The 22,298-nt window shown below is 49.5% G+C and carries 21 protein-coding genes and 2 pseudogenes; 11 read left to right on the top strand and 12 right to left on the bottom strand.

The annotated features are described in order from the left end of the window. Positions 1-27: 27 nt before the first annotated feature. From D9980_RS23715 to D9980_RS23705, 3 genes are all read right to left on the bottom strand, one after another. Positions 28-711, bottom strand: a complete 684-nt coding sequence (locus D9980_RS23715; RefSeq protein WP_121609077.1) for a hypothetical protein — start codon at positions 709-711, stop codon at positions 28-30. A gap of 65 nt (positions 712-776) precedes the next feature. After that, entirely contained in the window at positions 777-1,373 is a 597-nt protein-coding gene (locus D9980_RS23710) for a common pilus major fimbrillin subunit EcpA (protein ID WP_121608608.1), read from the bottom strand. A 201-nt stretch (positions 1,374-1,574) separates the two neighbouring features. After that, on the bottom strand, positions 1,575-2,153 hold the full coding sequence (locus tag D9980_RS23705) for a LuxR C-terminal-related transcriptional regulator (RefSeq protein ID WP_121608607.1): 579 nt from the start codon (positions 2,151-2,153) through the stop codon (positions 1,575-1,577). 1,333 nt (positions 2,154-3,486) lie between these two features. Between D9980_RS23705 and D9980_RS26780 the strand changes: the two genes are divergently transcribed. After that, positions 3,487-3,726 (top strand): hypothetical protein, encoded by a 240-nt coding sequence (locus D9980_RS26780; RefSeq protein WP_162304212.1) that lies wholly within the window; start codon positions 3,487-3,489, stop codon positions 3,724-3,726. 2 nt (positions 3,727-3,728) lie between these two features. Further along, positions 3,729-3,851 carry a LuxR C-terminal-related transcriptional regulator gene (locus tag D9980_RS27370; protein ID WP_370454360.1) on the top strand — a complete coding sequence of 41 codons (123 nt, stop codon included), beginning with the start codon at positions 3,729-3,731 and terminating at the stop codon, positions 3,849-3,851. Positions 3,852-3,887: 36 nt separating this feature from the next. Here the strand turns inward: D9980_RS27370 and D9980_RS23695 are convergent, their stop codons facing one another. The 4 genes from D9980_RS23695 to D9980_RS23680 are packed head-to-tail and all read right to left on the bottom strand — an operon-like array spanning position 3,888 to position 9,217. Next, positions 3,888-6,398, bottom strand: coding sequence for an energy transducer TonB (locus D9980_RS23695; protein WP_121608605.1), 2,511 nt, complete (start codon positions 6,396-6,398; stop codon positions 3,888-3,890). Then, positions 6,398-7,804: a DNA-binding protein gene (locus D9980_RS23690; RefSeq protein ID WP_121608604.1), complete on the bottom strand. Its 1,407-nt coding sequence runs from the start codon at positions 7,802-7,804 to the stop codon at positions 6,398-6,400. The genes D9980_RS23695 and D9980_RS23690 overlap by 1 nt, the downstream gene beginning before the upstream one ends. Positions 7,805-7,809: 5 nt before the next feature. Then, the gene (locus tag D9980_RS23685; RefSeq protein ID WP_121608603.1) at positions 7,810-8,538 is read right to left on the bottom strand and encodes a PP2C family serine/threonine-protein phosphatase; all 729 of its coding nucleotides are present in this window, start codon (positions 8,536-8,538) and stop codon (positions 7,810-7,812) included. Position 8,539: 1 nt separating this feature from the next. Next, positions 8,540-9,217 carry a VWA domain-containing protein gene (locus D9980_RS23680; protein WP_024484732.1) on the bottom strand — a complete coding sequence of 226 codons (678 nt, stop codon included), beginning with the start codon at positions 9,215-9,217 and terminating at the stop codon, positions 8,540-8,542. Positions 9,218-9,477: 260 nt separating this feature from the next. Between D9980_RS23680 and D9980_RS23675 the strand changes: the two genes are divergently transcribed. Continuing rightward, positions 9,478-10,350 carry a phosphorothioated DNA-binding restriction endonuclease gene (locus D9980_RS23675; protein ID WP_121608602.1) on the top strand — a complete coding sequence of 291 codons (873 nt, stop codon included), beginning with the start codon at positions 9,478-9,480 and terminating at the stop codon, positions 10,348-10,350. Positions 10,351-10,374: 24 nt separating this feature from the next. Here the strand turns inward: D9980_RS23675 and D9980_RS23670 are convergent, their stop codons facing one another. From D9980_RS23670 to D9980_RS23660, 3 genes are all read right to left on the bottom strand, one after another. Further along, complete coding sequence (locus D9980_RS23670) at positions 10,375-11,058, bottom strand: response regulator transcription factor (protein ID WP_121608601.1); 684 nt, start codon at positions 11,056-11,058, stop codon at positions 10,375-10,377. Between the two features lie 170 nt (positions 11,059-11,228). Continuing rightward, entirely contained in the window at positions 11,229-12,746 is a 1,518-nt protein-coding gene (locus D9980_RS23665; protein WP_121608600.1) for a sensor histidine kinase KdpD, read from the bottom strand. Positions 12,747-12,757: 11 nt separating this feature from the next. Beyond that, positions 12,758-14,089 (bottom strand): VWA domain-containing protein, encoded by a 1,332-nt coding sequence (locus D9980_RS23660; protein ID WP_121608599.1) that lies wholly within the window; start codon positions 14,087-14,089, stop codon positions 12,758-12,760. A gap of 333 nt (positions 14,090-14,422) precedes the next feature. Between D9980_RS23660 and D9980_RS23655 the strand changes: the two genes are divergently transcribed. Continuing rightward, complete coding sequence (locus tag D9980_RS23655; RefSeq protein ID WP_121608598.1) at positions 14,423-15,067, top strand: acyl-homoserine-lactone synthase; 645 nt, start codon at positions 14,423-14,425, stop codon at positions 15,065-15,067. Here the strand turns inward: D9980_RS23655 and D9980_RS23650 are convergent, their stop codons facing one another. Together D9980_RS23650 and D9980_RS23645 are read right to left on the bottom strand one after the other, a co-directional pair. Beyond that, positions 15,068-15,784, bottom strand: a complete 717-nt coding sequence (locus tag D9980_RS23650) for a LuxR family transcriptional regulator (protein ID WP_021179139.1) — start codon at positions 15,782-15,784, stop codon at positions 15,068-15,070. It abuts the gene before it with no gap. Between the two features lie 122 nt (positions 15,785-15,906). Then, positions 15,907-16,542 carry a carbonic anhydrase gene (locus D9980_RS23645; protein ID WP_121608597.1) on the bottom strand — a complete coding sequence of 212 codons (636 nt, stop codon included), beginning with the start codon at positions 16,540-16,542 and terminating at the stop codon, positions 15,907-15,909. Positions 16,543-16,916: 374 nt separating this feature from the next. On the opposite strand from D9980_RS23645, the gene D9980_RS23640 reads away from it, so the two are divergent. From D9980_RS23640 to D9980_RS23605, 7 genes and pseudogenes are all read left to right on the top strand, one after another. After that, complete coding sequence (locus D9980_RS23640) at positions 16,917-17,420, top strand: helix-turn-helix domain-containing protein (RefSeq protein WP_121608596.1); 504 nt, start codon at positions 16,917-16,919, stop codon at positions 17,418-17,420. Positions 17,421-17,422: 2 nt separating this feature from the next. Next, a complete protein-coding gene (locus D9980_RS23635) occupies positions 17,423-18,694 on the top strand; it encodes a type II toxin-antitoxin system HipA family toxin (protein ID WP_121608595.1) in 1,272 nt (423 codons plus the stop codon). Between the two features lie 898 nt (positions 18,695-19,592). After that, the gene (locus D9980_RS23630) at positions 19,593-20,021 is read left to right on the top strand and encodes a putative zinc ribbon protein (protein ID WP_202914003.1); all 429 of its coding nucleotides are present in this window, start codon (positions 19,593-19,595) and stop codon (positions 20,019-20,021) included. A 33-nt stretch (positions 20,022-20,054) separates the two neighbouring features. After that, a pseudogene (locus tag D9980_RS27365) lies at positions 20,055-20,129 on the top strand (hypothetical protein); the annotation flags it as partial. 235 nt (positions 20,130-20,364) lie between these two features. Further along, positions 20,365-20,552, top strand: a pseudogene (locus D9980_RS27135) (DNA-binding protein); the annotation flags it as partial. A gap of 335 nt (positions 20,553-20,887) precedes the next feature. After that, positions 20,888-21,154 (top strand): hypothetical protein, encoded by a 267-nt coding sequence (locus D9980_RS23615; RefSeq protein WP_162304318.1) that lies wholly within the window; start codon positions 20,888-20,890, stop codon positions 21,152-21,154. Between the two features lie 863 nt (positions 21,155-22,017). Further along, a complete protein-coding gene (locus D9980_RS23605) occupies positions 22,018-22,203 on the top strand; it encodes a hypothetical protein (RefSeq protein WP_162304317.1) in 186 nt (61 codons plus the stop codon). Positions 22,204-22,298 lie beyond the last annotated feature (95 nt).

Below are 22,298 nucleotides of genomic sequence, written 5' to 3'. Positions count from 1 at the left end.
TCACGATGCAGGTAATGAGTAAAGAGGCTATTTCACGTTGATATAATCTTCGTTGTGCCAAATGCCAACGTTGAGTTTTTGATTATTAATATCAACAAATTTCAAATGCACGCCTAATCCCGGCATAACGTAATAACGCTCACGGCACCCTTTATTTTTCTCTTCACTGGTCTGTGGTTGCTTACAGGGGCCAAATGCCACCACGCGGAAAGAACTGTTTCCGGTGTTATAAACAACACCATCTCGGTATTGATAGTCGAACTTGTCCTTCCGTGGTGTGACGACCATAATGGTGCTTATGGTTGCCGAGGTGGTTGCCGAAGCGGCTTTTTTGGTCTTTGACAGCCCCTCTTCGGTAACCGGATTATCATTCCAGATTAAACGATAATAACGTTCCTTATCGTCCTTCGGCCCGGAATAGAAAACGCGGAAAACATCTTTACCCTTGCCGGGCAAAATCAGGTTGGATGGCGTGGCCATTATTTCCTGCTTGCTCTCCATTGGGATCACTTTGCCCCCTTCCATCGGGGAGGAAATACGCTCAACCCTCAGGCTGACCAGACGGGCATCATCCACAGTATTAATCACCTCCTTGGCGATAACGCTCTGGCCAGGGGAAATGATTGATGTAATCGCGCCAACGTTAATTGCACCGGCGTGAGTACAATAAAAGAGTGCTGAGCACATCAGCGTAGGAAACCATCTGTTCATCATGCGTTCCATAAGGATCGGGGCTATCCACCCCGATCCTGACTACGTTAAGACAACAAAATCACTTACAGCGTGGTGAAAGTACCGTCCCAAGTTGCTGTGAATTCAACGTTTACGTTGCCATCCCAGTAACCATCGGTCAGGTCTTTGAACGCAGTGTCAGTGCCGGCAACTGTTGCTTTAGCGATCTCAAAGGCGAACACGCCCTGAGTGCTGGTACGGTTAGCACCAGCATAAGCGCCTGGTACGGCCAGTGCAGACAGACCTGCGCTGATACCTGCAGAAGTATCGATCATCACCATCTCGCTGCTTTCAGACAGTGCTTTGCCGTTCCACTTAACGCCAACGGTCAGTGCAGAGTCATCGCTTGCGCGGCTCAGGGTGTTGGAGATGATTTTAGAGGTCAGTTTGAAATCACTCGCGCCAGACTGGCCAGCGATGGTGATATCGAACGCGCCGTCTTGAGAGTTAAAACGCTCCAGACCTTCTGCGTAATTAAAGGTCAGTGACTTTATCGGGGTAACAACCAGCATGCTGCTGGTATCTTTAATAGCTTTTGCATCCCAAGACGCTGTCGCGTTCGCAGTACGAGTGTCCGCATTAGCCAGATTAATTGTTCCCAACGCTGAAGCTGCAATCAAAGCCAGAGCTAACTTCTTCATAAAATTTCTTCCTTTATTTATATCAATTAATTTCCCGCCAATATTCACTGGCGTGGCACAATAAATGCGACACAAGGGCGCATTCGAAAACTAAATTTTCGAAAAGGTCCTACGGCAATTAAATAATAAAAACCCTGCGATATAAAAGCATCGCATATTTTATTTAGTTTCGATAACCATATGACAATAGGTAGTTATAGCTTATCTGACAGAAAGATAGGCCCGAGTGAAAATATCATTCATTTTAGTCAACCCCATCTTGCCCAAAATATTGTGGCGCAGGGCATAAACTGTTTTAGGACTAAGCCGCAACCTGTTGGCAAGATCACCCACGGTGACACCATGGATCAGAGTACGTAATAAACATATCTCACGCGAAGACAGCCTGACTTGCGATGTCGAAGAAACCTGCTCCCCGGCAATAACATGATCGATTTTAGCAAAAATATCACTGGATGCCCCCGTTCTCTGGATCACAGAATCAACCTGCCGAAACATGCTCTTATAGTAATTGGCCAAGGGTAACAGGTAACTATCGGTTACCAGCACAACGCGATTACAAGCGGAATACATTAGCCAGTCCTGATCCAGGAAAAGGCGCAGGTTAGCCAATTGAAAGTCAATAAATACGACTTTGAGTTGCTCTGGGGAAGTATTAACTGAGTCACAGTAGCCTACGATACCTTCATGGAAATACTTATTGGTATCAGGCCAGGTTAAAGGTCTTTTTGAGCGAGCACCGCCCCGTGGGGGATACCCACCATCTACTATCTTTAGCATAAGACTCCCTTCCTTTCTTCTTCATTTACCAACTCCATTACGCCGTTGGACAAGCAGAATACTATTTTCAAAAACTAAGTTATTTCCTAACTTTCAAAACAATATTAATGGCGAAAAACAATTATTCAAAATCGGTTAAAACGATCGCATAAGTACATATTCATCGCCAATACCTATCAAGTTGTTATTATCTATTCAAGAAGTAGCGAGGATTAATGGTATATATTTCAGTTCAAATAACAAATTAGGAGGCTTATAGTAAACTAAGAATATTCTCTATTTTTATCCTGATTTTAAAATAAGTCTTTTCTTATCACCTACTGACACAGCGGTAGAAAAAGGGTATTAACAAGTAAATAACTCGGAAGGGTAATCAAGAATATTTCCATACTGGGAACGGTAAAACGAGCTGCTTGACTCATTAGCCAGAATAGTCTGTTCTCACCCCATTTAGCAGACACGAAAATGCAACATAATGGCAACGGAATGGCTATTTAATGAACGACTCTAGGGTTGTTATTTGTGATTAACATCACTTTTTCATTAAAAATAAATCATTTCTATCTCAAACAAGCCCGTTTGAAGGCCATTTCAAGGCCTCCAGCCGGATGGTGAGGCCTCACTTTTCGGCTATCGGTGAAGCTCAAGCTTCGGGTCACCGTGACAACAATCTATGGGGCAACGCATAGAGCAGGCTTGAGGTTACGCTTTAATTTTTTCTGCACGCCAGCATGGCAGACCTGTTCCACCCAATGATATCAACAGCACGATTAGCGTCTTATAGCTGGCTGTAAAACAGCAATAACGTGGACTCAATATGGTTATATTGAGGTCCTACAAGAGTTTTCCGTTAGAAAAACAGGCTCGAAACTGATCAAATAATGATCAATTAATAGTGAATGACCAACGCAGCCCTGAGTAACTACCTCAGATAATGCCAAGAATTAGGAGCAAGAATATCAATGCAGATGCCGTGCCGCTGCAATGATCGACGTAAGGCAATACTAATCCTAGACCGAATAATGGTGATAGACAGCCAAAATCCAGCATAGAGCGCTTGCCTCAACCAAGAAAATAGCTTTAAGATAATGGCAGTAAAAATTTCCCTGGTGTTGGCCAATGTGGCAACCTGACCCAACGAGGTCAGGTTTTTTTTGCTATTTTATCGAAAATCGCAGGCAAGCCAGTATATTATCTGGCGTTCAATAACGGTTAGGTTAGTAGTGTTATTATTTCATATTTAGGTAATTTGATGCCTACATTATTCTCTGCTAGCCACGATAAAAAAATGCATTTAAAAATCATCTAGATAAACAAATAACGGAATTTGGCGATGCTGGCGCTTAATGACAGCAAATCCATCGATATAGAGGGTCAAATACCCCCTAACAAAGCCCGTTTGCAGATGCTGTTGGCTAACATCCACGAAAGGATCACCACCCGGCACCGGGAAACCGCGCGAAATAATCGCTACAACTTCAGCGCAGAAAAATATCCCTTGTCAACGCGGGAGAACGAAGTGTTCTATTGGGCCAGCATGGGGAAACCTACCAGGAAATTGCCATTATTTTAGACGTGAAGGCCCGTACTATAAAATTCCATATCGGCAATATTGTGAAAAAGATGGGTGTGACTAATGCCAAACATGCCATCAGGCTGGGGGCCGAGTGGCAGCTTGTCAAACCGATTACCCGCTGAGGCAACCATTCCCGCTTAACCCACCCGATGCTCCCTTTAACGCCTAAACGACACCGTCACCCGCTGTAGATGGCCAACCGGCTGTTTTGCAAACTGCCAGGTCCAGGCGGCGGCCAATGCGGCCTCATCATACAACGCAACGCCGCTGCTCGATGAGATCAGCACTAACTGCGGCTTCCCTTGGGCACTCACATCCAGGTCTATCACCACGGTTTTCTCCCCCGCCGCCTGTGGACCAACGTCCGGGAAGAACGGCAAGGTGCGCGTTGCTTGAGTGACACCGGCTTGTTCAAAGCTAACGCTGACTATGCCAGCAGAGTATTTCTTCTCCTGAGGCACTTCAGGCACCTGCAGTTCCAACGACCTAGGGAAAGGCATCGGCCTGATGGCGACCTTCTCAACCAACTGCGAGGATTGCTCTTGGGACATATATGCAGGTTGACTTGGGGCACCAGAGCCGGTTGAAATCATGTCCTGATAATTTTGGCTGACGCGCGCGCTCAGGATATCCAACCATCCGACGCGTTGATGCTGTAAATTCATCCCCAGCAGCAGCCGAAGCTTCAAAAACTCTAGCGCACGTTCCGATTGGCTCATAGTCTCAGAGTAGAGAGTAGACTGGGATGTCTCCGCTTGATGTAGCAGGCGCTGAGCATAAACCAGCGCCCCCACCAGCTTTTCCGGATCTTCATCGGCCCACGACAGCCCCCAGCCGTACCAGGCATCTGCCCGCTTGGGATCCATAGCAATCGCTCGCCCAAAATTGCGCCGTGCATCCCACAGTAAATGTGCCCACGGGTTACTCACGCCAGAAGACGCGGCCTTCTGCTTTTCAGCACTCTTGAGACGCATGCCGTAACTGAAATACAGCATTTGCTGGCGGGCCAGCAACAGTAACAACTCCGGGCTTTGGTTATATTTACCAACCAGGCTGTCTATTTTATTAATGGTGGTCGTGAAATAGTCGTCATTCAGCGTTTTCGGCATCAGCATTTTATTCAGCTCATAGACCTCATCCCGCTTCAGGCCAAAATTCCGTTTCCCTACCCAAACCGTACCATTCAACCTGCGGATCAACGCTTCTTGCTGGCGTAAACCGGCGTGGTCGTGGCGGGCTACCAGGTTCGCCAAGGTTGCGATATGTTGCTGCATAAGCTGTAAATACATGCTGGAGGTCAGCTCGGTATTCACAAAATCAAACGGTATAAAACGATGCTGAGGCTGATTGGAAGCAGGGAAACGCCAGCTGTACGCCAGCCTTATGGCGCTCAGATCCAGTTCGCGAGCGCCGCTGCTAACAAAGGGCAGGACAGAGACCGGTTCACCACGCTCATCGACATCAACGGATAACATCGTGGTGGCGTAATCTTTGTCTTTGCCGAAGACGCGTCGAACCCCGTCAGTCGACAGCCCGGCACGGCTGAATGGCTCCACGCTGGCAATGTGAATGGAGCTATCCGCAACAGGCTTACGGCCGCTCTCATCAGAAGACGCCGGTATCAGATTCTGATTGGCCAGCTCAACCACCGCCGGATCAAAAGGCTCTGCCGACCCCACCAGCAAGGTAGCTCGCGCCTGCAAGATATCCAGCTCACGTTTTTCTTTGGCTGGTAATGCGTCAATAAATTGCTTTAAGCGCCGATGGATGATTGGCTGATATTGCCCCTTCTTTTCCAACTGACCGGCGACTATCAACGCATTAGTCACCTGCTGGAGCCGCGGTGCAGGGGAGCCATATAGGGGGAGTTCGCTGTCGCCTACCAGCAGCGTGGCCAACGCCCAGCCCATCCAGGCATCCGCATCCCGAGGATTACTTTGAATAGCTGACTGAAAAATTTGGCTAATCGCACCAAACGACTCTGGCGCTATGCCTGACGTTGGCGTTATTGTCAGGCTAAACAGCCCCGTGGCCAGCCACAATTCGGCCTGATCGGGCATCCAGAGGGTGGCGTCTTTCATCTTGCTCAATGCACTGATTTCGGCTTGAGTATCCGGTTGTGGCGATTGCAGGGCAGCGGTCCACAGCTTGGTGATGTGCTCACTGTCCTGTGGCGAATAGCCGAGAGGCGGGAACTTTTCTCTATTCTTTTCCAGCGCGTTTAATACCCGCCATTCATCCAACTGCCCGGGGAAGCTCTGTATCAGTTCATCAAACTGTTGCCCGCGGTAGGCCGTAGCCTCTTTCCATTCACTCTGCTCAAGCTGATGCCCAACCAACCAACGGCGTTCAGCCTCTGGCGTGAGCGGCATATTGAGATAACTGAGCAGCAACAGCGATACTGCCGCCAGCGCCCCTCCGGCAGCATAGCTAAAGCTACGACGCCGGAACGCCACATACAGCATACCGCCCGTCATCAGGCTGCCAGCCAGCCATAAACCGGATAAGAAGCCGCGCTCGCGGCCATTTAACACCGCAGGCCAAAGCTGTGCGCCAATCCACTCAATCCCCTGCCATAACCCGGCAAGCGCGGCCATGATGAGCCAGGGGAGAAAGACCACCAGCAACACCAGCAACGTAATGACAAACTTGATAAAACCCGAAGACATCAGGGCTTACTCCGCACTATCGAGCTAAAAGCCCATTTGAATACCAACACTAGAACGAGGGCGATGCTGCAATAGATTATGCTCCTCACCCCCATAAACCACTGATCCTTCCAGGGCATGGATAAGAACGTTGAAAGCCCTATTTGTAAGCTGGTCAGGGAAGCAAACTGGCTGAACAACCAGGCGAACACCAACGGCAACAGCACGGCAAACGCGGTATGCAGCACAACGCCAGGGACAAACGCAGGCATCGTCAGTTTAAAACTGGGCGGTGGAGGTGTGGGTGCAGGGCGCGGAGGTGGCACATAAGCAGGCGCGAGCTGGCGCTGCGGAGCCTGCCGCTTGGCCGAACGAGCCGCTTGTAGCGCTTTCTGCATCTGCTTTTTACGCGTGCATTCCGGGCAAGCCAGGCCAGCAAAATGCTGATGGCGCTTATTTGCCTTACAGACAACGATCTTCTTCTGCGCCGGCAAGGCATAGGGCCGCAGTACGCTAGCCCATTCCCGTGCAGAAGGCCGTGACGCCGCCAGCGGGCCAAACGCCTTGTCAAACATCAGCCGCAGATCGTTCGGCAACAGGGTATGCATGCTTACTGGCGCAGGAGCCATTAATTTATTGGCGGTCAAGCCATAGGCATAACAGCCCGCGGCAATACGCCCAGGCAGATCGGTAGCAATCTTCGAGGACTGCGGGCGACCACTGTAGGGATGCAGCCCAAAGTTCAGCAACTGGAACAGGATCACCGCCAGCGCAAAACGGTCCTGCCACTCTTCCTGTTTCTCTGGCACCTTGCCGGTTTTCTGGAATTCAGGGGCCAGATACTCTGCGGTAAACTGCCCGGCAGGGAAGCGCTCGCCGCCCCCCTCAATGCTGAAACCATCGCAATCCAGCAGCGCAACGTACAGGCTTTCCCGATAAAAGCGCAGGTTAACCGGCTTCATATCGATAATGCGATGCTGCTGTTGATGCAACGCGGCAACCAGCGTGCAGAGGTTGGTGGCCAAGCTGACCTTCACCCCGATCCCGTCTGGTAATTTCGCCACCTCAGCCTGCCGAGGCTGCAGGATATATTCCAATTCGATACTGCGTTTGACATCCAACTCAGGCATGACAAAACCAACGAACTCACCCCGAGTATTCAACAGCGGCGAGGTTGGCCAGGCCAGTTGCACCAGCGAATCCTCGGCCAGGGCTATAGGCGGAATATCGGGCACGTGCTGAAGCATTGCCTGGATTTTGCGCTGATAGAGCGCTTTATCGATGCTGTCGTGATAGATTTTTGCGACGCTGCCAGGCTGCGAGGCAAGGTGATAAACGCTGCCCGCCCCGCCGCTTTTGATCAATGCCCCTAGCTGCAATGGCTGGCGCTTTTCGTTGTAAAAGACCTGGGATTTATTTTGAGCCATGGGGATTAACTGCGTAGCGCTATGAGCAGTGTTTTATCGTCGCCGGTGATTTCACTGGTACGCGGATCGCCCAACGTGGCCTGTAAGGCGGAGCTACCCGGCTCCTCTGCGGTCTGCTGTAAATAGCGGATCACCGGCCCCATAAACGGATCAAACAGCGCCTGCCCCGACTTATCTAACGCAAAGGGCTGCACGCCGTCTGACATTAATATCAGTTGGTCTACCGGCAAGCTCACAAAGGTGATACGTAAATGTTCACGCCAGTTTTCGCTGGTTAAAAACCACGTCTGGTTGGCATATTCCCCGTTTTCGGGCACGGACAGTTGCTCATCTCCGCTGGCGGCTCGCACCGCAGCCACCCCATCGCCAAGATGGATCAGGCAAACCTGCTGCTCGTCGATCCATGCCGCCACTAGCGTGCAGGCATAATCTTCCAGCTGGTTATTGGCCTCGGTCGCCAGAAAGTACAAATCCATGCGGATTTGTTCCAACATCTGCTGAATAAGCTCGGGCGTCAACGCCCCGGAGGGTTGCCATGATAGGCGCTCCACCAGTTGGCGAGAGACAAAGTCCGCCCCCGTTGCACTTTGGGATGCCGACCCCGCTCCATCACAAACGGCGGCGACCAGGCGCTCATCAACCACGGCCCAATGAAAAGCATCCTGGCACGGAATATCCCTTGCCAGATGTGCCGCACCGGTGGCCGATGCGGCATATACCTGCCATTTTTTCATATCACACCGGGACGTTGGACCAGCTATCGGTCGCTGGCAACTGTGCTTTTCCGCCCGGTACAGACTGGGAGACGACTTGCATGCTGGCGCTCAACCACAAGAACAGCTCGCGGAACTGCAAGCCACTCAGCCGTTTGACACCATTACTGCCATGCTGGCTAAAACGCCCCATGACTTCGGTTGAAGCATCTGCCACGCTAATCGGGAATACGGCGACTTTGTTGCTAGCCTCTGCCTGGCGGCACAGTTCGGCAACGCCTTCCCATTCATCGGTAGGCTGCCCGTCGGACATCAAGAATAACCAGGGGCGGGTATAGGAAATCCCGGCCTGCTTCAGGCGTTGTTTCTCTGCTTCGATCTCGTTCAATGCCAGCATGACCGCTTGCCCCATCGGAGTTGTGCCCCCGGCGGCCAGACGTGGCGCGACGAAATCCATGGCATCTGTCCAATCCCCGTGCAGTTTGCACTGGTCATAACCGCCGTATTCAATAATCAGCAGCCTGACCCGTTTGGCGGCAATCACATCGTCCTTCAATTCCTGCTCCAGCAGAGCAAGGCCTTGATTAAGCTGATCGATCGGCTCACCGCCCATACTACCTGAGCAGTCGAGCACCAAAATTAAAGGGGTTCTTTGATCGCTGTTGTTAATAAAAGCCACATCAGGGATACCACGATCCATGTTAAATCCTTGTTTATCAAAAGCATAAAAAATACACAACTCAATAAACATACCATAGCAGAAATAACCGAGAATGTGTCGTGGCTTTAGGCATTTAGGATTGTTACGTAGAGCTGCGCTCAATGCTGGCGGGCACGCTCTTCCCTATTTAATGAAATAACGAGGCTCTGTCTTGCCCAAGATATGTGTAGAAGCGATTGAATCCCTTCCCTTTTGCGAGCATGATCGCAATCACTTTCGCCGCCCGCCAGGATGCACCGATGAAAACCAGCCAGGAACTGCAAACCGCCATATCTCATCTGACCGTGTGGCGCAAAGGCGATCAGCGTGCACCACATAAGCCGTTACTGCTGCTGTACGTGCTATCCCAATATCAGCAAGGGCACGATCGGCTGTTCAATTACGGCGAAGAAATCCACGGCCCCTTGCTGGCATTACTCAATAGCTTCGGCCCACAGCGGCGTGACCATTACCCCACCATGCCGTTCTGGCGTTTACGCGGCGACGGGTTCTGGGAATTACAGAATGCGGAGCTTTGCAGCCCGCAGAAAGGCAGTAAAGAGCCACCGAAGCGAGAGATTATCGAACATGGAGTCAGCGGTGGCTTCGACGAAGAGAGCTACCAGCTGTTATGCAGCCAACCCGCTCTGATAGACAAACTTGCACAGCAAATTCTCTGTGAGCATTTCCCCGACAGCGTTCAAGAATTGATAGCCAACCGCTTGGACTTTCGGCTTGATGGGATACGTAAAGCACGCGACCCAGCATTCCGGCAAACGATCTTACGCGCCTATAACTATCAATGCGCGGTGTGCGGCTATAACCTGCAGCACGACACTACGCCCGTTGGCTTAGAGGCGGCGCATATCAAATGGAAGCAACACGGCGGCCCCTGCACCGTGACCAACGGATTAGCGCTATGCTCGTTGCACCACTCCGCATTTGATATGGGAGCTATCGGGCTCGACGACAGCATGAAACTGTTGGTTTCAGCAGGTGTGAACGGTACCCATATGATCGACCAATTGTTCTGGAACTTTGCTGGGAAGACGATTCGGTTGCCAAAGATCGCCGAACATTATCCTTTGGATACGTTTGTGGAGTGGCATCGGGGGCAGGTGTTTAAGGGGTGAGGCACATATTTAATCACCCAGCACTCACTCCAAATACCGATACCCCATCCCATGCACGGTGCGGATCAGCAACGGACTATTCGCATCGAGCTCAATGGTCTTGCGCAGCTTGGAGATATGCTGATCCAACGTGCGGCTGTTAGGCAGGAAGTCATAGCCCCAGGCGGCATCGAACAACATCTCGCGCGTGACGACCTTATTCTTGTGCTGATAGAGGCACTCCAGGATTTTCACCTCGCGTAGTGAAAGCTCCAACCTCGCCGTCTGGCGCAGAGCGCATAGCTCATTCGGGTACACTGTTAAGTCACCAAAGCAAAAGCTGACATCTGGCTGCGCGGTTTTGCTACGCAGGCAACGCCTGGCGATAGTTTTGATCCTGGCGCGGATCTCGTGAATGCCAAACGGCTTGCTGATGTAATCATCTGCTCCCAGCTCTAACCCGACCACTCGGTCGATCTCTTCATCCTTGGCGGACAAAAAGATAATCGGGATCTGCTCATCCTGTTTGCGGATCTCTCGGCATACCGCGTAACCATCCAGCTCCGGCATCATGATATCGAGGATGATAAAATCCGTTTTTTCCCGCTGATACATCTCCAGCGCCACTTTGCCATTCTCTGCGGCGATCAGGCTGTAGCCCTCACGGGAGAGCGCTTCTACCAATCCCTGGCGGATGTTCGTATCGTCTTCAACGACCAGTATTTTCATTACGACTTCCTGTAGTTAATGCGATTAGCGGTGGCGATTACCGCCTGACGCGGGCGATATCATCGGCTACAGCGCTGTGTTTTCCCCTCTCCCCAAAAAGGAGAGGGAGCTAGAGCGCGGTTGTTGTCAGGTATAGAAGTCACTCTGCGGCACTTATCCAAAAACAGCGGCTACGGTGCTGTAATCAGGTTACGTGCCAGCCGCAAGGTGAAGCGCACCCCAGGCGACTGCTGAGCCACCAGGATCTCCCCGCCCAGGCTGTGCGCCAACTGCTGGGCAATCGTCAGGCCAATGCCGGTGCCTGATACACCCTCGGTAATACCTGACTTCACCCGGTAAAAGGGCAGGAAAATCATCCTGAGCTCTTTCTCAGCGATACCGTCACCATAATCCCGCACGTGGATATCCACATTGTCCGCACTGCACTCCACCTGCACATCGACCTGTTTCCCGGCCGTGGCATACTTTTCCGCATTACTTAGCAGATTGTTGATAATCTGCGTCAGGCGATCGATATCACTCTGCACCACCACGTCTTCGCCTAACGAGAGGGAAATCGTCATCCCCTTGGCCTGATATGACAGAGTGAAAGTCTGAGTAATCTTCGCCAGCAGCGGGTTGAGGTCAATGGGCTGAATGTGCAGCTTCGGCTCGCGGGTAAAACTCAAAATGTTCTGGATCAGGCGCGATAGGCGCTGGCTCTCGCCGATAATCACGTCCAGGTAACGCAGTCCTTCATCATGCTGTTCGTCCAGCTCTTCTTTCAGCAACTCTGCATACAGCGTGATATTAGTCAGCGGCGTTTTCAGCTCGTGGGACACCTGGCTGACAAAACCCACCTGCTGGCGCGCCAGCCGTGCCGTCTGGGTGTATTCCCGATAGAGGCGGAAAATGATCAAGCCCATGATGGCCAGCATTAGCAGGATAAACGCCCCGCCCCACAGGTAGACCGCCGTAGTACTGGCCGCTTTGCCGTAATAGCTCACCTGCCAACCTGTAAGCGGATAAGGCAGGCTCTGTTCGGCCAACGGCTGCAGGTTTCCCAGCTCGACATACGGATTGCTTTGGTACAGCAGGCGTCCGTTCTCTACCAGCACCAGCGTGTCTTTGCCAAAATCGAAGTTAACCGCATTGATCACGTCCGATAGCAGTTTGATATAAGGAACCCGAAATCCGATGGTCTCGCTGCCGATAGTGCGCCAGTAGATCAACAGCGGCTCCTGCACCTCGCCGGTGATATACCAGCCGGATTGTGGGATAGCCATTTCGCTTTTTACGTTGTGGCCATACAGCAAGGAAGGATCGTTCACCAGCGGTGTAATGGCCTGAACCCAGGCGAGTTCTTTTTGGCTCAGCGGGCCGTTTTCGTTGGGGTACAACAACCGATTTTTCTGCAGGACAAACACGCCATCAATGTCGTGATCCTTCTCAACCAGCTCCTTGAGCGCCTGTTCGTTGGGTTGAATGTAGTCGGTGATCGCGTCCAGCCGCGTCGCTTTCTGCCGCAGAATATCCATAACGCTGTCGCTGGCTTGCGTAACGCGCGTTTGTGCCATGGTCTGGGATTGGTAATGGCGTAGCAACACTTCGTGCTCGAGGGTGCGCACTCCCAGATAGGCGATCAGGCTGAAGACCGCCACGGTGATGATGATAAAAACCGTCAAACTTCTGGAAGTACGCTGGCTCATTTGGCTCCCTGCTACTGGTTCTTCTGGGTTTTGATATTGTAGTTCTGTTCTTTCACTGCCTTACGGGTCGATTCCTTGCTGTCGCTCTCCATTTTACCCATCAGGTCTTTGTTCTTCTGCGCGCTGGCTTCGGCTTTTTGTCTGGCTGGAGCGGCACTGACGGGTAGGCTTTCCAAGGCTGCCGCATTAGCGCTAAACACCTGTTTGGCCTCTTCCATTTTACCTGCATCCATCAACTCTACCGCGCGCTCATTTTCAATCGCCGCCTTCTGAATGGCTGAATCCACCAGCACTTCATCAACCTGCGCGGCGCTCACGTCCTTAGCGGACTGGCTATAACGTACCGCCACCTTCTCATTGAAGGTATCGACCTGTTTGGTGCTCAGGTTGGCGTAACGCACGTTCACATCGGCCAGCGGTTTGCTCTGGGCGTTGCTGCCCTTGGCCGGGATCACTTCCAGCAGAACATATTTTTCCTGATTGGAATACAGCTGGTTCAGTTTCACGGTGACCGTATTACCGCTGATGCTGCCATCACGCCCCAACAGACGAACCGGCGTAACCTTATCGGCGGTTTTGATCACCACCACCACATCCTGCGCCACCACGGACATGGCGTCGTTAAACTCGTGGGCGAAGGTCTTTTCCAGATCGCTGGATTGCTCAACAAAGACATGGTTGCCATCGCTATAGCCCGCAATGGTGGTCATCAGATCTTCGTTATAACCATCACCAATGCCGATGGTAGTAATGGCGATACCTTTCTTGGCCGCCAGTTTAGCCAGCTCGGCCAGCTCACTGTTGGAGGTTGGCCCAACGTTGGCCTGCCCGTCGGAAAGCAACACAATGCGGTTCACCTGCTCTTTATCCAGATGCTTGCTCACCTGATCGATACCCTTGCTCACCCCGGCAAACAGCGCCGTCATCCCACGCGGTTCAATACTTTTGTTAATTTTATTAATCAGTTCTTTTGTATCTTTGACCTTGGTCGCCGGGATCACCACCTCAACCCCGGAGTCATAGGCAACGACCGAAAGCGTGTCATTACCGTTGAGCATGTTAACAGCGGCGATCGCCGCCTTTCTGGCGTTTTCGATACGATCGCCACTCATTGAGGTGGAGCGGTCGATGACCAACGCCAGATTGATCGGGCTACGTTTTTCCTGCGGCAGCGGATAGCCCACCAACGAGATTTTCAGGTAGTTTTTATCCTGGGTATTTTCCAACACCACTGGCGAGGCGACTTCAGACTTTACGACGACCTTGGGGGCAACCGGAGCGGCACTGGCACTCCATGGCAGCACAGACAGGGTGAATAACGCAAAAATACATTTCAGATCCATGGTGAAGCTCCTTGTCAAAAGAATCGAATCCATTCTTGCCCGTATCGGCCGGAGAGTTGTCTGTTATCTGTATAAAGATGTAAAAAATAGGTAAAAGTTGCCGTTGCCGCTCCCTCGGGTTCGCACTCGGTAAGAAACATATCACTTTTAAGCCCAGAGTGTCGCCTAAAATGCCCCACCCAACACCGGCTAAAACCAGTTTATTCCTATAATAAGGTTAGCGTAAATCTATTAAAAAGCATTATCATTCCTTTGTACCGGCATGCTCTTAATGAAACTTCACTGATGTTACCGGATGAACTTATCTCTATATATTCATTCACAGGTGACATTATGTTTAATATTTACAGCGTTAACTATGCTTCAATGAGCAATGAGAAATCTGAAGATCTCTTTATGTTAAGAAAAAATACTTTTAAAGACAGACTGCAATGGGCAGTCGACTGTTCGGACGGCAAGGAGGTCGATCAGTTTGATAATGACAAGACCAACTATATTTTTGGCGTGGAGAACGGCATGATTATATGCGGAACCAGGATGATAGACATGAAATACCAAAATATGTTGAACAGTACATTTTCCTCATTCTTTAACAATATCAACATTCCAGAAGGTAACTACATTGAATCCACGCGTTTCTTCGTGGATAAAGAAAGAACCCACTCGCTGTTAGGCCGTAAGTTTCCCGTCACTATGGCTTTGTTTCTCTCACTGATTAACTATGCGCAACAACATCATTATGATGGCATTCTTGCCGTTGCCAGCCATGCGATGATGCACATCATCAGAACCTCAGGTTGGAATGTCACCGTGTTGGAAACCGGTGTTTCCGAGAAAGATGAGCCGGTCTATCTGTTGCTCGGCCATGTCGACTCTGAGAGCCAGAGGAAGCTAAAAGCCAAGATATTCAGCAAGTACAGCACAGCGGACGAAACCAGGCTGAACGACTGGCCGCTGGCGGCTGAGCCTTCTTTGTAATCAACTAACCGGTTTAATCAGTTGAAGTTCCACACCTAGACGTATTGCATGCCGGGCATTTGCGACTCCCAGCTTTTTGACGATGTTGGACATATGAAACTTGACCGTACGCGTAGTGATCCCCAGGATCATCCCCGTCTCCTGATAGGTTTTGCCCACGCTGGCCCAGTAGAGGATTTCGTTTTCCCGTTCGGTAAATTGGGCGCTCTTTTCCGAGCGAGAGGCGTTTTTTTCCGACAGCGAATTCAGGGTTAGATAGATCTCATGCACTGACGCCAGTAAAACAGAGATGTCACCTTTATTCTTGATCAGCGTTTGGGTTAATTCCGCTCTGGTTTCAGGGGCAAGAATAAAAGATAACGTGACCAGGTTATTATTATAATCATGCAATACAAACGTATAGCCGTTATTCAGCCCAAATTTCCTTGCCCGCTCGAAGAGTTCGGAAAAATGAAACCCTCCCCCCGTCATTAGATTTTCATCCCAGGAAAAAGGCGTTAACCGGTTCAGCGCCGTGATCACCACCGGATCGGTATACTGTAAACCGTTAGCTTTATAATGCTCTACCCACTCACCAGGATAGTTGGTTACCCCAAAGATACAGGACATATCTTTTTTCGATAACACCACATACGCCCAGATAAATTCCCCGAGATCGTTTAATGTCGCTTCGAGGTGCGTTTTTATAATGTTACTGATATGTTCTTCGTTTTCCATTAACTGCTCGCCCCCGACAACATAAAATAATTTCCACCTGGCGAATATAGCAGATAAGGACGCCAGGCAGAAGGCTCCTGGCTTTCTGCCCAGGAGCGGTCCCACTCATAGCCAAGCATCTGTTATTCGAAGTACACCTCGGGGTTATCCGCGAGCGAAACGAAATTCTTGGTATTTTTGTCCAGCGTGCGGATCTCACCACTTTCGATGTCGTACACCCAGCCGTGCAGGCGTAGGGCGTTGTCGCGCAGACCAACGGCAACGGACGGGTGAGTCTTAATATTATTTAGCTGGGCTATAACGTTCTCTTCAACCATAGCGTTAACTTTGTCGATTTCGTTATCCCAGGTTTTCTTCTCTACCACCGCTTTTGCCGCGTCCGCATAGTGCAGCCAGTGGGCAACAGCAGGCATCGAGTCAAGGCACTGGCAAGAAGCTATAGCCTTCATGGCGCCGCAGTTCGAGTGGCCGCAAATCACGATATCAGTAACGCCTAACGCCACAACCGCGTATTCGATGGTCGCCGACACCCCACCCGGCTCCGGGCCAAAGGAAGGGACAATGTTGCCTGCGTTACGGATAACGAAAAGCTGCCCCGGCTCTTGCTGGGTCACCAACTCGGGTACCAGGCGGCTGTCAGAACACGAAATAAAAAGCGCTTTAGGGTTCTGGCTGGAGGCAAGGCTGCGGAAGAGCTCCTTACGCTGCGGGAAAATCTCTTTCTGGAAACTGAGGAAACCTTCAATAATATGTTGCATAGCACACTCTCTAGATCTGTAGTCTCAATAGTATGATAATCCTTGCTGGCTGAGCTGGAAAGCGGGCCAAACCTTAAGCTAGACGCCCCAGAGGTTCAGCGGGGTGCTTTTAGTCTGAGTAGGCTATCTGCAAGGAACATAAGAGCCCAGGTAACACAGACGTTGCATAAATGGACGATGCAGATACGGGGGTAGTGAATACGTACAAATCCCCTTCCCTCCTTCGAAGCAATTTGAAAAGTGCTAATATTCTGGCGTTTTAAACCATTTTTAGTAAAAATATTAGTATCACATGTCATCCCCTTGCTGCTTCATGTCAAAATTATGCTAATATTATGGCGTAATCAGTACTGAAAATATAAAATATTGACATTATGGCGAAAAAAACAGCACCATTACTTCCTACAACTAACCAGTTGCTGACTGATTTTGGTGAGCGGCTGAAACTTGCGCGTCTTCGGCGCAAACTAACGGCCAAACAGGTGGCAGAACGGGCTGGTATGTCGCCAATGACGCTACGTTCGCTTGAAGCCGGGGGGGCAGGCGTGACGATAGGTGCATATCTATCAGTCATGCAGGTGTTAGGGCTTGAAAGCGACCTGAATAAGTTGGCCGCCGAAGATCAACTAGGCCGCCAACTTCAGGATTCCCGGCTGATAAAGAACGAGATCGTTTTCACTTCCAAGGCAAAACCGAGTAAAGCACCAGCAGACAAAAAGCCGCGCCCTGAGGTTGCCCACAGGTACGAAGGATCAGATAAGCAGGCAGCTACAACAACGAAAGCTGGCTCCGTAGCAAACAATACGGCCCGCAGCACAACGTCGGCCGATCTGGCTGCCCTGCTAAAACCATTGAAGAAGTCAATCAAAGGGAGTTAACGATGGCGATGATCGGGGTGTATGCAGACTGGGATGGAATGCACGGGCCAAAGCGAATTGGCTTCCTGTATAGCCGACAAACTCGTACACGAGAGTTATTTGAATTTCAGTATGATCCTCTAGCACTGGCCGATCCCGACCTCAATCGTTTGCAACTTGATCCAGAAATTCTTTTATTCGAAGGTGCCCAGTACCCCACTCTCCCACGGGATAAATTCGGCATATTTGGCGACTCCAGTCCCGATCGCTGGGGCCGAATACTGATGAAGCGTCGCCTTGAACGGGATATTCGTGCCGGTATCCAAGCTGAAGGAACCAGGCTATACGAATCAAATTATCTCTTGGGTGTACATGATCTTTATCGAGTAGGAGCTCTACGCTACAAGCTTAATGATGAAGGTGAATTTCTTGATAACCGAGCTGACGAAGCGGCTCCTCCCTTTACCGAAATTCACGCTTTAGAAAGGGCAAGCCGCGCACTGGAAGATGATCCAGACAATACATCCCTACAGGGTCAGGAATGGTTGCGGATGCTCATTGCGCCAGGTGGCTCTCTAGGTGGGGCAAGGCCCAAAGCAAGTGTCGTGGACAAGCATGGCCATCTCTATATCGCAAAATTTCCCAGCACCAAAGATGATTACGATGTCGGCGGCTGGGAGATGGTGGCCAATGCTCTCGCCGTTGGCTGCGGGCTGAACGTCGCAACAGCTGAAGCGCATAAATATGCCAGCGATGACCACTGCTTTATGGTCCGTCGGTTCGACCGTACAGGATCCGGCCAGCGCCTTCATTTTGCTTCTGCCATGACAATGACCAGACATCAAGATGGTGATGATGCCTCTAGCGGCGCCAGTTATCTTGAACTTGCAGACGTTCTGATAAGACATGGCGCACAAACAAAAACCGACCTGCAAGAGCTCTGGTCAAGGATTGTTTTTAATATTCTTGTCTCTAACACCGATGATCACCTACGCAATCATGGTTTCATTTTGGTCCCTGGCAAAGGCTGGCGGCTTTCTGAAGCCTACGATATGAACCCCGTTCCCTGGTCTGACGGCCTAAAGCTTAATATCACAGAAGCAGATAATGCACTCGATCTCGAACTGGCACGTGAAGTCGCTGAATATTTCCGTTTGAGCTTGGCGCAGGCCGATGAAATTATTGAAAACTTTATGGGGATCGTGGCTCAATGGAGGACGATTGCTGATGGTTTGGGACTACCTCTTCGGGAGCAGGAACGAATGTCTGAAGCGTTTAGAGTTGCGAATGGTTAACCCTAGCAAACATACGACACCCAGCCTACTGTTCTACTAGAGTACTGAGCACTGGTTAGCAATGAAATCACTGAGTTTTTCCGTTCAATCAATCCGGTGGCAAAGCAAATTGCAGACGTTCGTACGTAAACCCTAAGTTGATGTTGATTGAATCAGGTTGACTAAAAAAATGCAGAAGTCTTGCGGGGACCGGACTTGCACATAATGATTAACCACCTGATTTTAAATAAATAAAAAATTAATTTTGTATATTATACCAACATTGATACCAATATATTAAATCATTGATTTTGGGACTAGAATCGGGGGAAACACTACTGGGGAAGATACCGATACCCGATCCTTCAACTCAGCCCCTCGACGCGCTAATAACCCGGTTTCATGCTGCTTTACTCCAGCGTACCAACACATTTATCGACAGTCGCCAAGCAGCAGGTAGACCAGCACCGCCGACACAAATCAGCCTGTTGTGGGGGGTTGAGAGCGATAGCGTTATCCCGATACTGTTGTTGTTGAACCAAGATACATTCTACAGCGTCCGCCATGATGCGACCTTACAGACGCAAGTTGGTGCTGTTGACGCCCTCATCAGCAACGCCTAGTCATCAGCCATCGGCCCGTCTAACGAGTGGGTGTAGGCTCTGCTGTTGGAAACCATTTGCATCCAGGTTTCCCGTGGTGAACCCAATACTTATCCGTCCCAGTATGCTGTGCTTAGCTACAACGCGATGCAGTTATCTTCAGTTGTACGCACTATCCAATAAACCACCGAGTATTAACCCGTTGCGTCACCCCGCTCGTTGACCTGTTTTCACTCATTTCCCTTCAATAGCACGACTTTATGCCCATATAGGGACGGATGTCCCCTGCGCGTAAAGTCGTGCGGAGAACCAACATGATGTACACAAAATCCTTTATGGCATTGGACGGCAATGAGCGCTTGACCAGGGCTAGAACTGCACAAACGGCACCTTACGACCGCTACCGTTGCCATCTTTGCGGCAGCGCTATGACGTTCCATCCGGAATATCACACGGAACGCCCCTGGTTTGAACATCTGCAGAACGCACTAATAGCCCGAGGCCGACAATGCCTCTACGTCAAGCCGGAGCGTGTAGAAATGCGGCGTATCAAGATGGTGCGTCGCCATATGCCGGATGCTCGACCGCTGGTTCGAAAAGCCGACTGGTTCTGTGTGGGTTGTAACACCCTTGCGACGCTGATGAAATGTGCAAATCTGGATCCCCAGGTGAAAGCCGATGTGAGGCACAGTCAGTTACGAAGAACGGTGGGAGGACTGGCAGCACATGTCGCGGTACGGTCCTGATACTGCGTCAGGTGCCAGAGCCATTATCAGGGGGAAAAACACTGCGTTACGTGTAACACCGGGATATACAGCATCAAAGAAACACGCTGGCAGGAAAATTATACCTGAATTTGTTTTTGTCAGTGGCATATCGATGACTTTGCGTAAACTAAAGCCATACTTGTTCAGGCATTAAGTTTCCGATAATACCTTGTCAGGTTTCAAGGCTGCTCCAAAAACAGCCATCTTCTCAACGTAGTGTACCAAGTTTCAATCGCTACAGGGAGCTACCTCCTGCAAATTGACTTCCGGATATCGTAGACCGTTGATAAAGTCACCGATGGGTAGGTTAAGGGAAACCAGCATGGTCGAACGTATTGATTACCCGATTGAAATTACAACTTCGTGGAAGTTAATGAAACGCCACGTCTTGCGCTGCAATGGACTGAGGTCTTAGAGGGATGCCGTCAGGTGCATGCAGCAAGTGCGGAGCGCCTGCGTATTGCTTTACTGAATGTGGACTATGCCACCAGTTTTGAGCTGCCCTTTCGTCGTTAACCATGTCCTTGAACACCTGTCTACAATGTCCCCGGTCTGTACACCCGATAGGTTGAGGGTTGATGATCTAAATTGGCATTATCTCACTGATTTTAGGAATTTTATTTCAGTACTGTAAGGTGTTTTTTAGGTTGGAGTAAATTCAATTACATCTGAGATTTTCAAATAATCTCGTAATGTTCGATGTGATATGTAATAACTCTCACGGGACTGATTTATGGACAAACACATTATATCAACATAGTTCTTTGTCTGTTAATATTTTTAGCTCGATTTGTAATGCACATGAGCATTACTATTTTTTCATGCTATTGAATCAAGGAATTGATGTGAGCTTACGTGAAATGAACCAAGCCGAAATTAAATGTGTATCTGGAGCTAATCGACTGGATTATACATCACCTGATGTAGAAAAAATTGTTATTGCGGGTTTCGATAAGCTGAAAGACTTAGCAATTGCATTAGATACTAGCCGTGACTGGCGTTACGTTGTAGCAACAGCGCCTTCTTTGCAAGAGTCGTTTTATACTTGGATTGAGTATATTGGTGGTAGTGGTCAGGGAACGGCTGCGTCTTGGGCTAAAAAGTACGCCTAACTATTGTTAGTGTTTTAACTATATAATTTTAATGGCGAACTTGTTCGCCATTTCTGCATTGTACGAGTCGTGAAGCAGATTTATTACACGATCAGCAAGCCTGCGTCACGACCCGTGATTGGTACTCAGTATATGACCGGTGAAGAGGCAATGATGTGGCGCTAATGCCACTTTCTTCGGTTGGACATTGTACGACCTCGTTTCTCTTCGTTTCAAAATAGTTTAAAAGCAGGTGTGGGATTTGATAACAAAGGGTCAGATGAGGTTTATCAACCATCAACTGGGTACTTCGGTGCCCATTTACTAACTTAAATCGAACCATTACTGGCGATCACCTTCAGATACCAGTAAAGCGATCTCTTTGTAGCTCTGGCTAAAGTGCCAATCCCTGATCATTACGATCCATATAGACGAAACCATAGTGCCCATTTATTTACGCTGCGCAAGCAAAGCCCCCTACTAGGGCAGTTACACCATCAAATCAGCACAACTATCCTAGTCTGAATAACGAGATTTATAGGTTGGTGAATCTCGGAATAGTCGCTTTCCATATTTGTAAAATCAACAAGAATGGTCATACACATCGAAATCAATTGTGAAACAAGAATCATTATCGTCAGAAATATATAAATCAATCTTAGACGACATAGAACCAAAAAGAACAAAAACCTTCTTATCGCTAATTTTTAAGAACATAATTCTATATTTATAGAGATATGGCTATATATTGATTTGAGCTGTCGGGGCTGTATCATTCCTCTCGTCAAGAAAGCACCTCTAGTTATCAGTGAGCCATGCATGCAGACATTTTTGGTGTGATTAAAAAAACCACTTATTTAACGGTTAAACTAAAGGACTATGAAATGAAAACTATCCCATCCGCAGCATTGGCAATTTCTCTGAGCTTATTCTCTGGGTATCCCATGGCAATCGATGACACTATCGAATTCATCGGGGATATTAACAACAACATCTGTGCTGTAAGTGTTAATGATGGTACAACAGTAAATGTGATTTCCGTACAGGTATCCAGCATGAAAAAACAATGATATAGCCGGTGGTGCTTCATTTTTTCTTAGTATTACACAAGATGAAAACTGCAATTTAACTGGGAAAACAGGTAGCGTTCGACTCACAACCATGA

It is taken from the genome of Serratia sp. 3ACOL1, assembly GCF_003668775.1.
GTDB classification, from domain to species: Bacteria; Pseudomonadota; Gammaproteobacteria; order Enterobacterales; family Enterobacteriaceae; genus Chania; species Chania fonticola.
The sequence above is the reverse complement of the archived record's forward strand: the minus strand, read 5'-3'. Positions and strand labels throughout refer to the sequence as shown.

Coding starts and splice junctions, on each gene's coding strand:
- D9980_RS23715 (WP_121609077.1), bottom strand. CDS start 711: ATGAACAGATGGTTTCCTACGCTGATGTGCTCAGCACTCTTTTATTGT.
- D9980_RS23710 (WP_121608608.1), bottom strand. CDS start 1,373: ATGAAGAAGTTAGCTCTGGCTTTGATTGCAGCTTCAGCGTTGGGAACA.
- D9980_RS23705 (WP_121608607.1), bottom strand. CDS start 2,153: ATGCTAAAGATAGTAGATGGTGGGTATCCCCCACGGGGCGGTGCTCGC.
- D9980_RS26780 (WP_162304212.1), top strand. CDS start 3,487: ATGCTGGCGCTTAATGACAGCAAATCCATCGATATAGAGGGTCAAATA.
- D9980_RS23695 (WP_121608605.1), bottom strand. CDS start 6,398: ATGTCTTCGGGTTTTATCAAGTTTGTCATTACGTTGCTGGTGTTGCTG.
- D9980_RS23690 (WP_121608604.1), bottom strand. CDS start 7,804: ATGGCTCAAAATAAATCCCAGGTCTTTTACAACGAAAAGCGCCAGCCA.
- D9980_RS23685 (WP_121608603.1), bottom strand. CDS start 8,538: ATGAAAAAATGGCAGGTATATGCCGCATCGGCCACCGGTGCGGCACAT.
- D9980_RS23680 (WP_024484732.1), bottom strand. CDS start 9,217: ATGGATCGTGGTATCCCTGATGTGGCTTTTATTAACAACAGCGATCAA.
- D9980_RS23675 (WP_121608602.1), top strand. CDS start 9,478: ATGAAAACCAGCCAGGAACTGCAAACCGCCATATCTCATCTGACCGTG.
- D9980_RS23670 (WP_121608601.1), bottom strand. CDS start 11,058: ATGAAAATACTGGTCGTTGAAGACGATACGAACATCCGCCAGGGATTG.
- D9980_RS23665 (WP_121608600.1), bottom strand. CDS start 12,746: ATGAGCCAGCGTACTTCCAGAAGTTTGACGGTTTTTATCATCATCACC.
- D9980_RS23660 (WP_121608599.1), bottom strand. CDS start 14,089: ATGGATCTGAAATGTATTTTTGCGTTATTCACCCTGTCTGTGCTGCCA.
- D9980_RS23655 (WP_121608598.1), top strand. CDS start 14,423: ATGTTTAATATTTACAGCGTTAACTATGCTTCAATGAGCAATGAGAAA.
- D9980_RS23650 (WP_021179139.1), bottom strand. CDS start 15,784: ATGGAAAACGAAGAACATATCAGTAACATTATAAAAACGCACCTCGAA.
- D9980_RS23645 (WP_121608597.1), bottom strand. CDS start 16,542: ATGCAACATATTATTGAAGGTTTCCTCAGTTTCCAGAAAGAGATTTTC.
- D9980_RS23640 (WP_121608596.1), top strand. CDS start 16,917: ATGGCGAAAAAAACAGCACCATTACTTCCTACAACTAACCAGTTGCTG.
- D9980_RS23635 (WP_121608595.1), top strand. CDS start 17,423: ATGGCGATGATCGGGGTGTATGCAGACTGGGATGGAATGCACGGGCCA.
- D9980_RS23630 (WP_202914003.1), top strand. CDS start 19,593: ATGTACACAAAATCCTTTATGGCATTGGACGGCAATGAGCGCTTGACC.
- D9980_RS23605 (WP_162304317.1), top strand. CDS start 22,018: ATGAAAACTATCCCATCCGCAGCATTGGCAATTTCTCTGAGCTTATTC.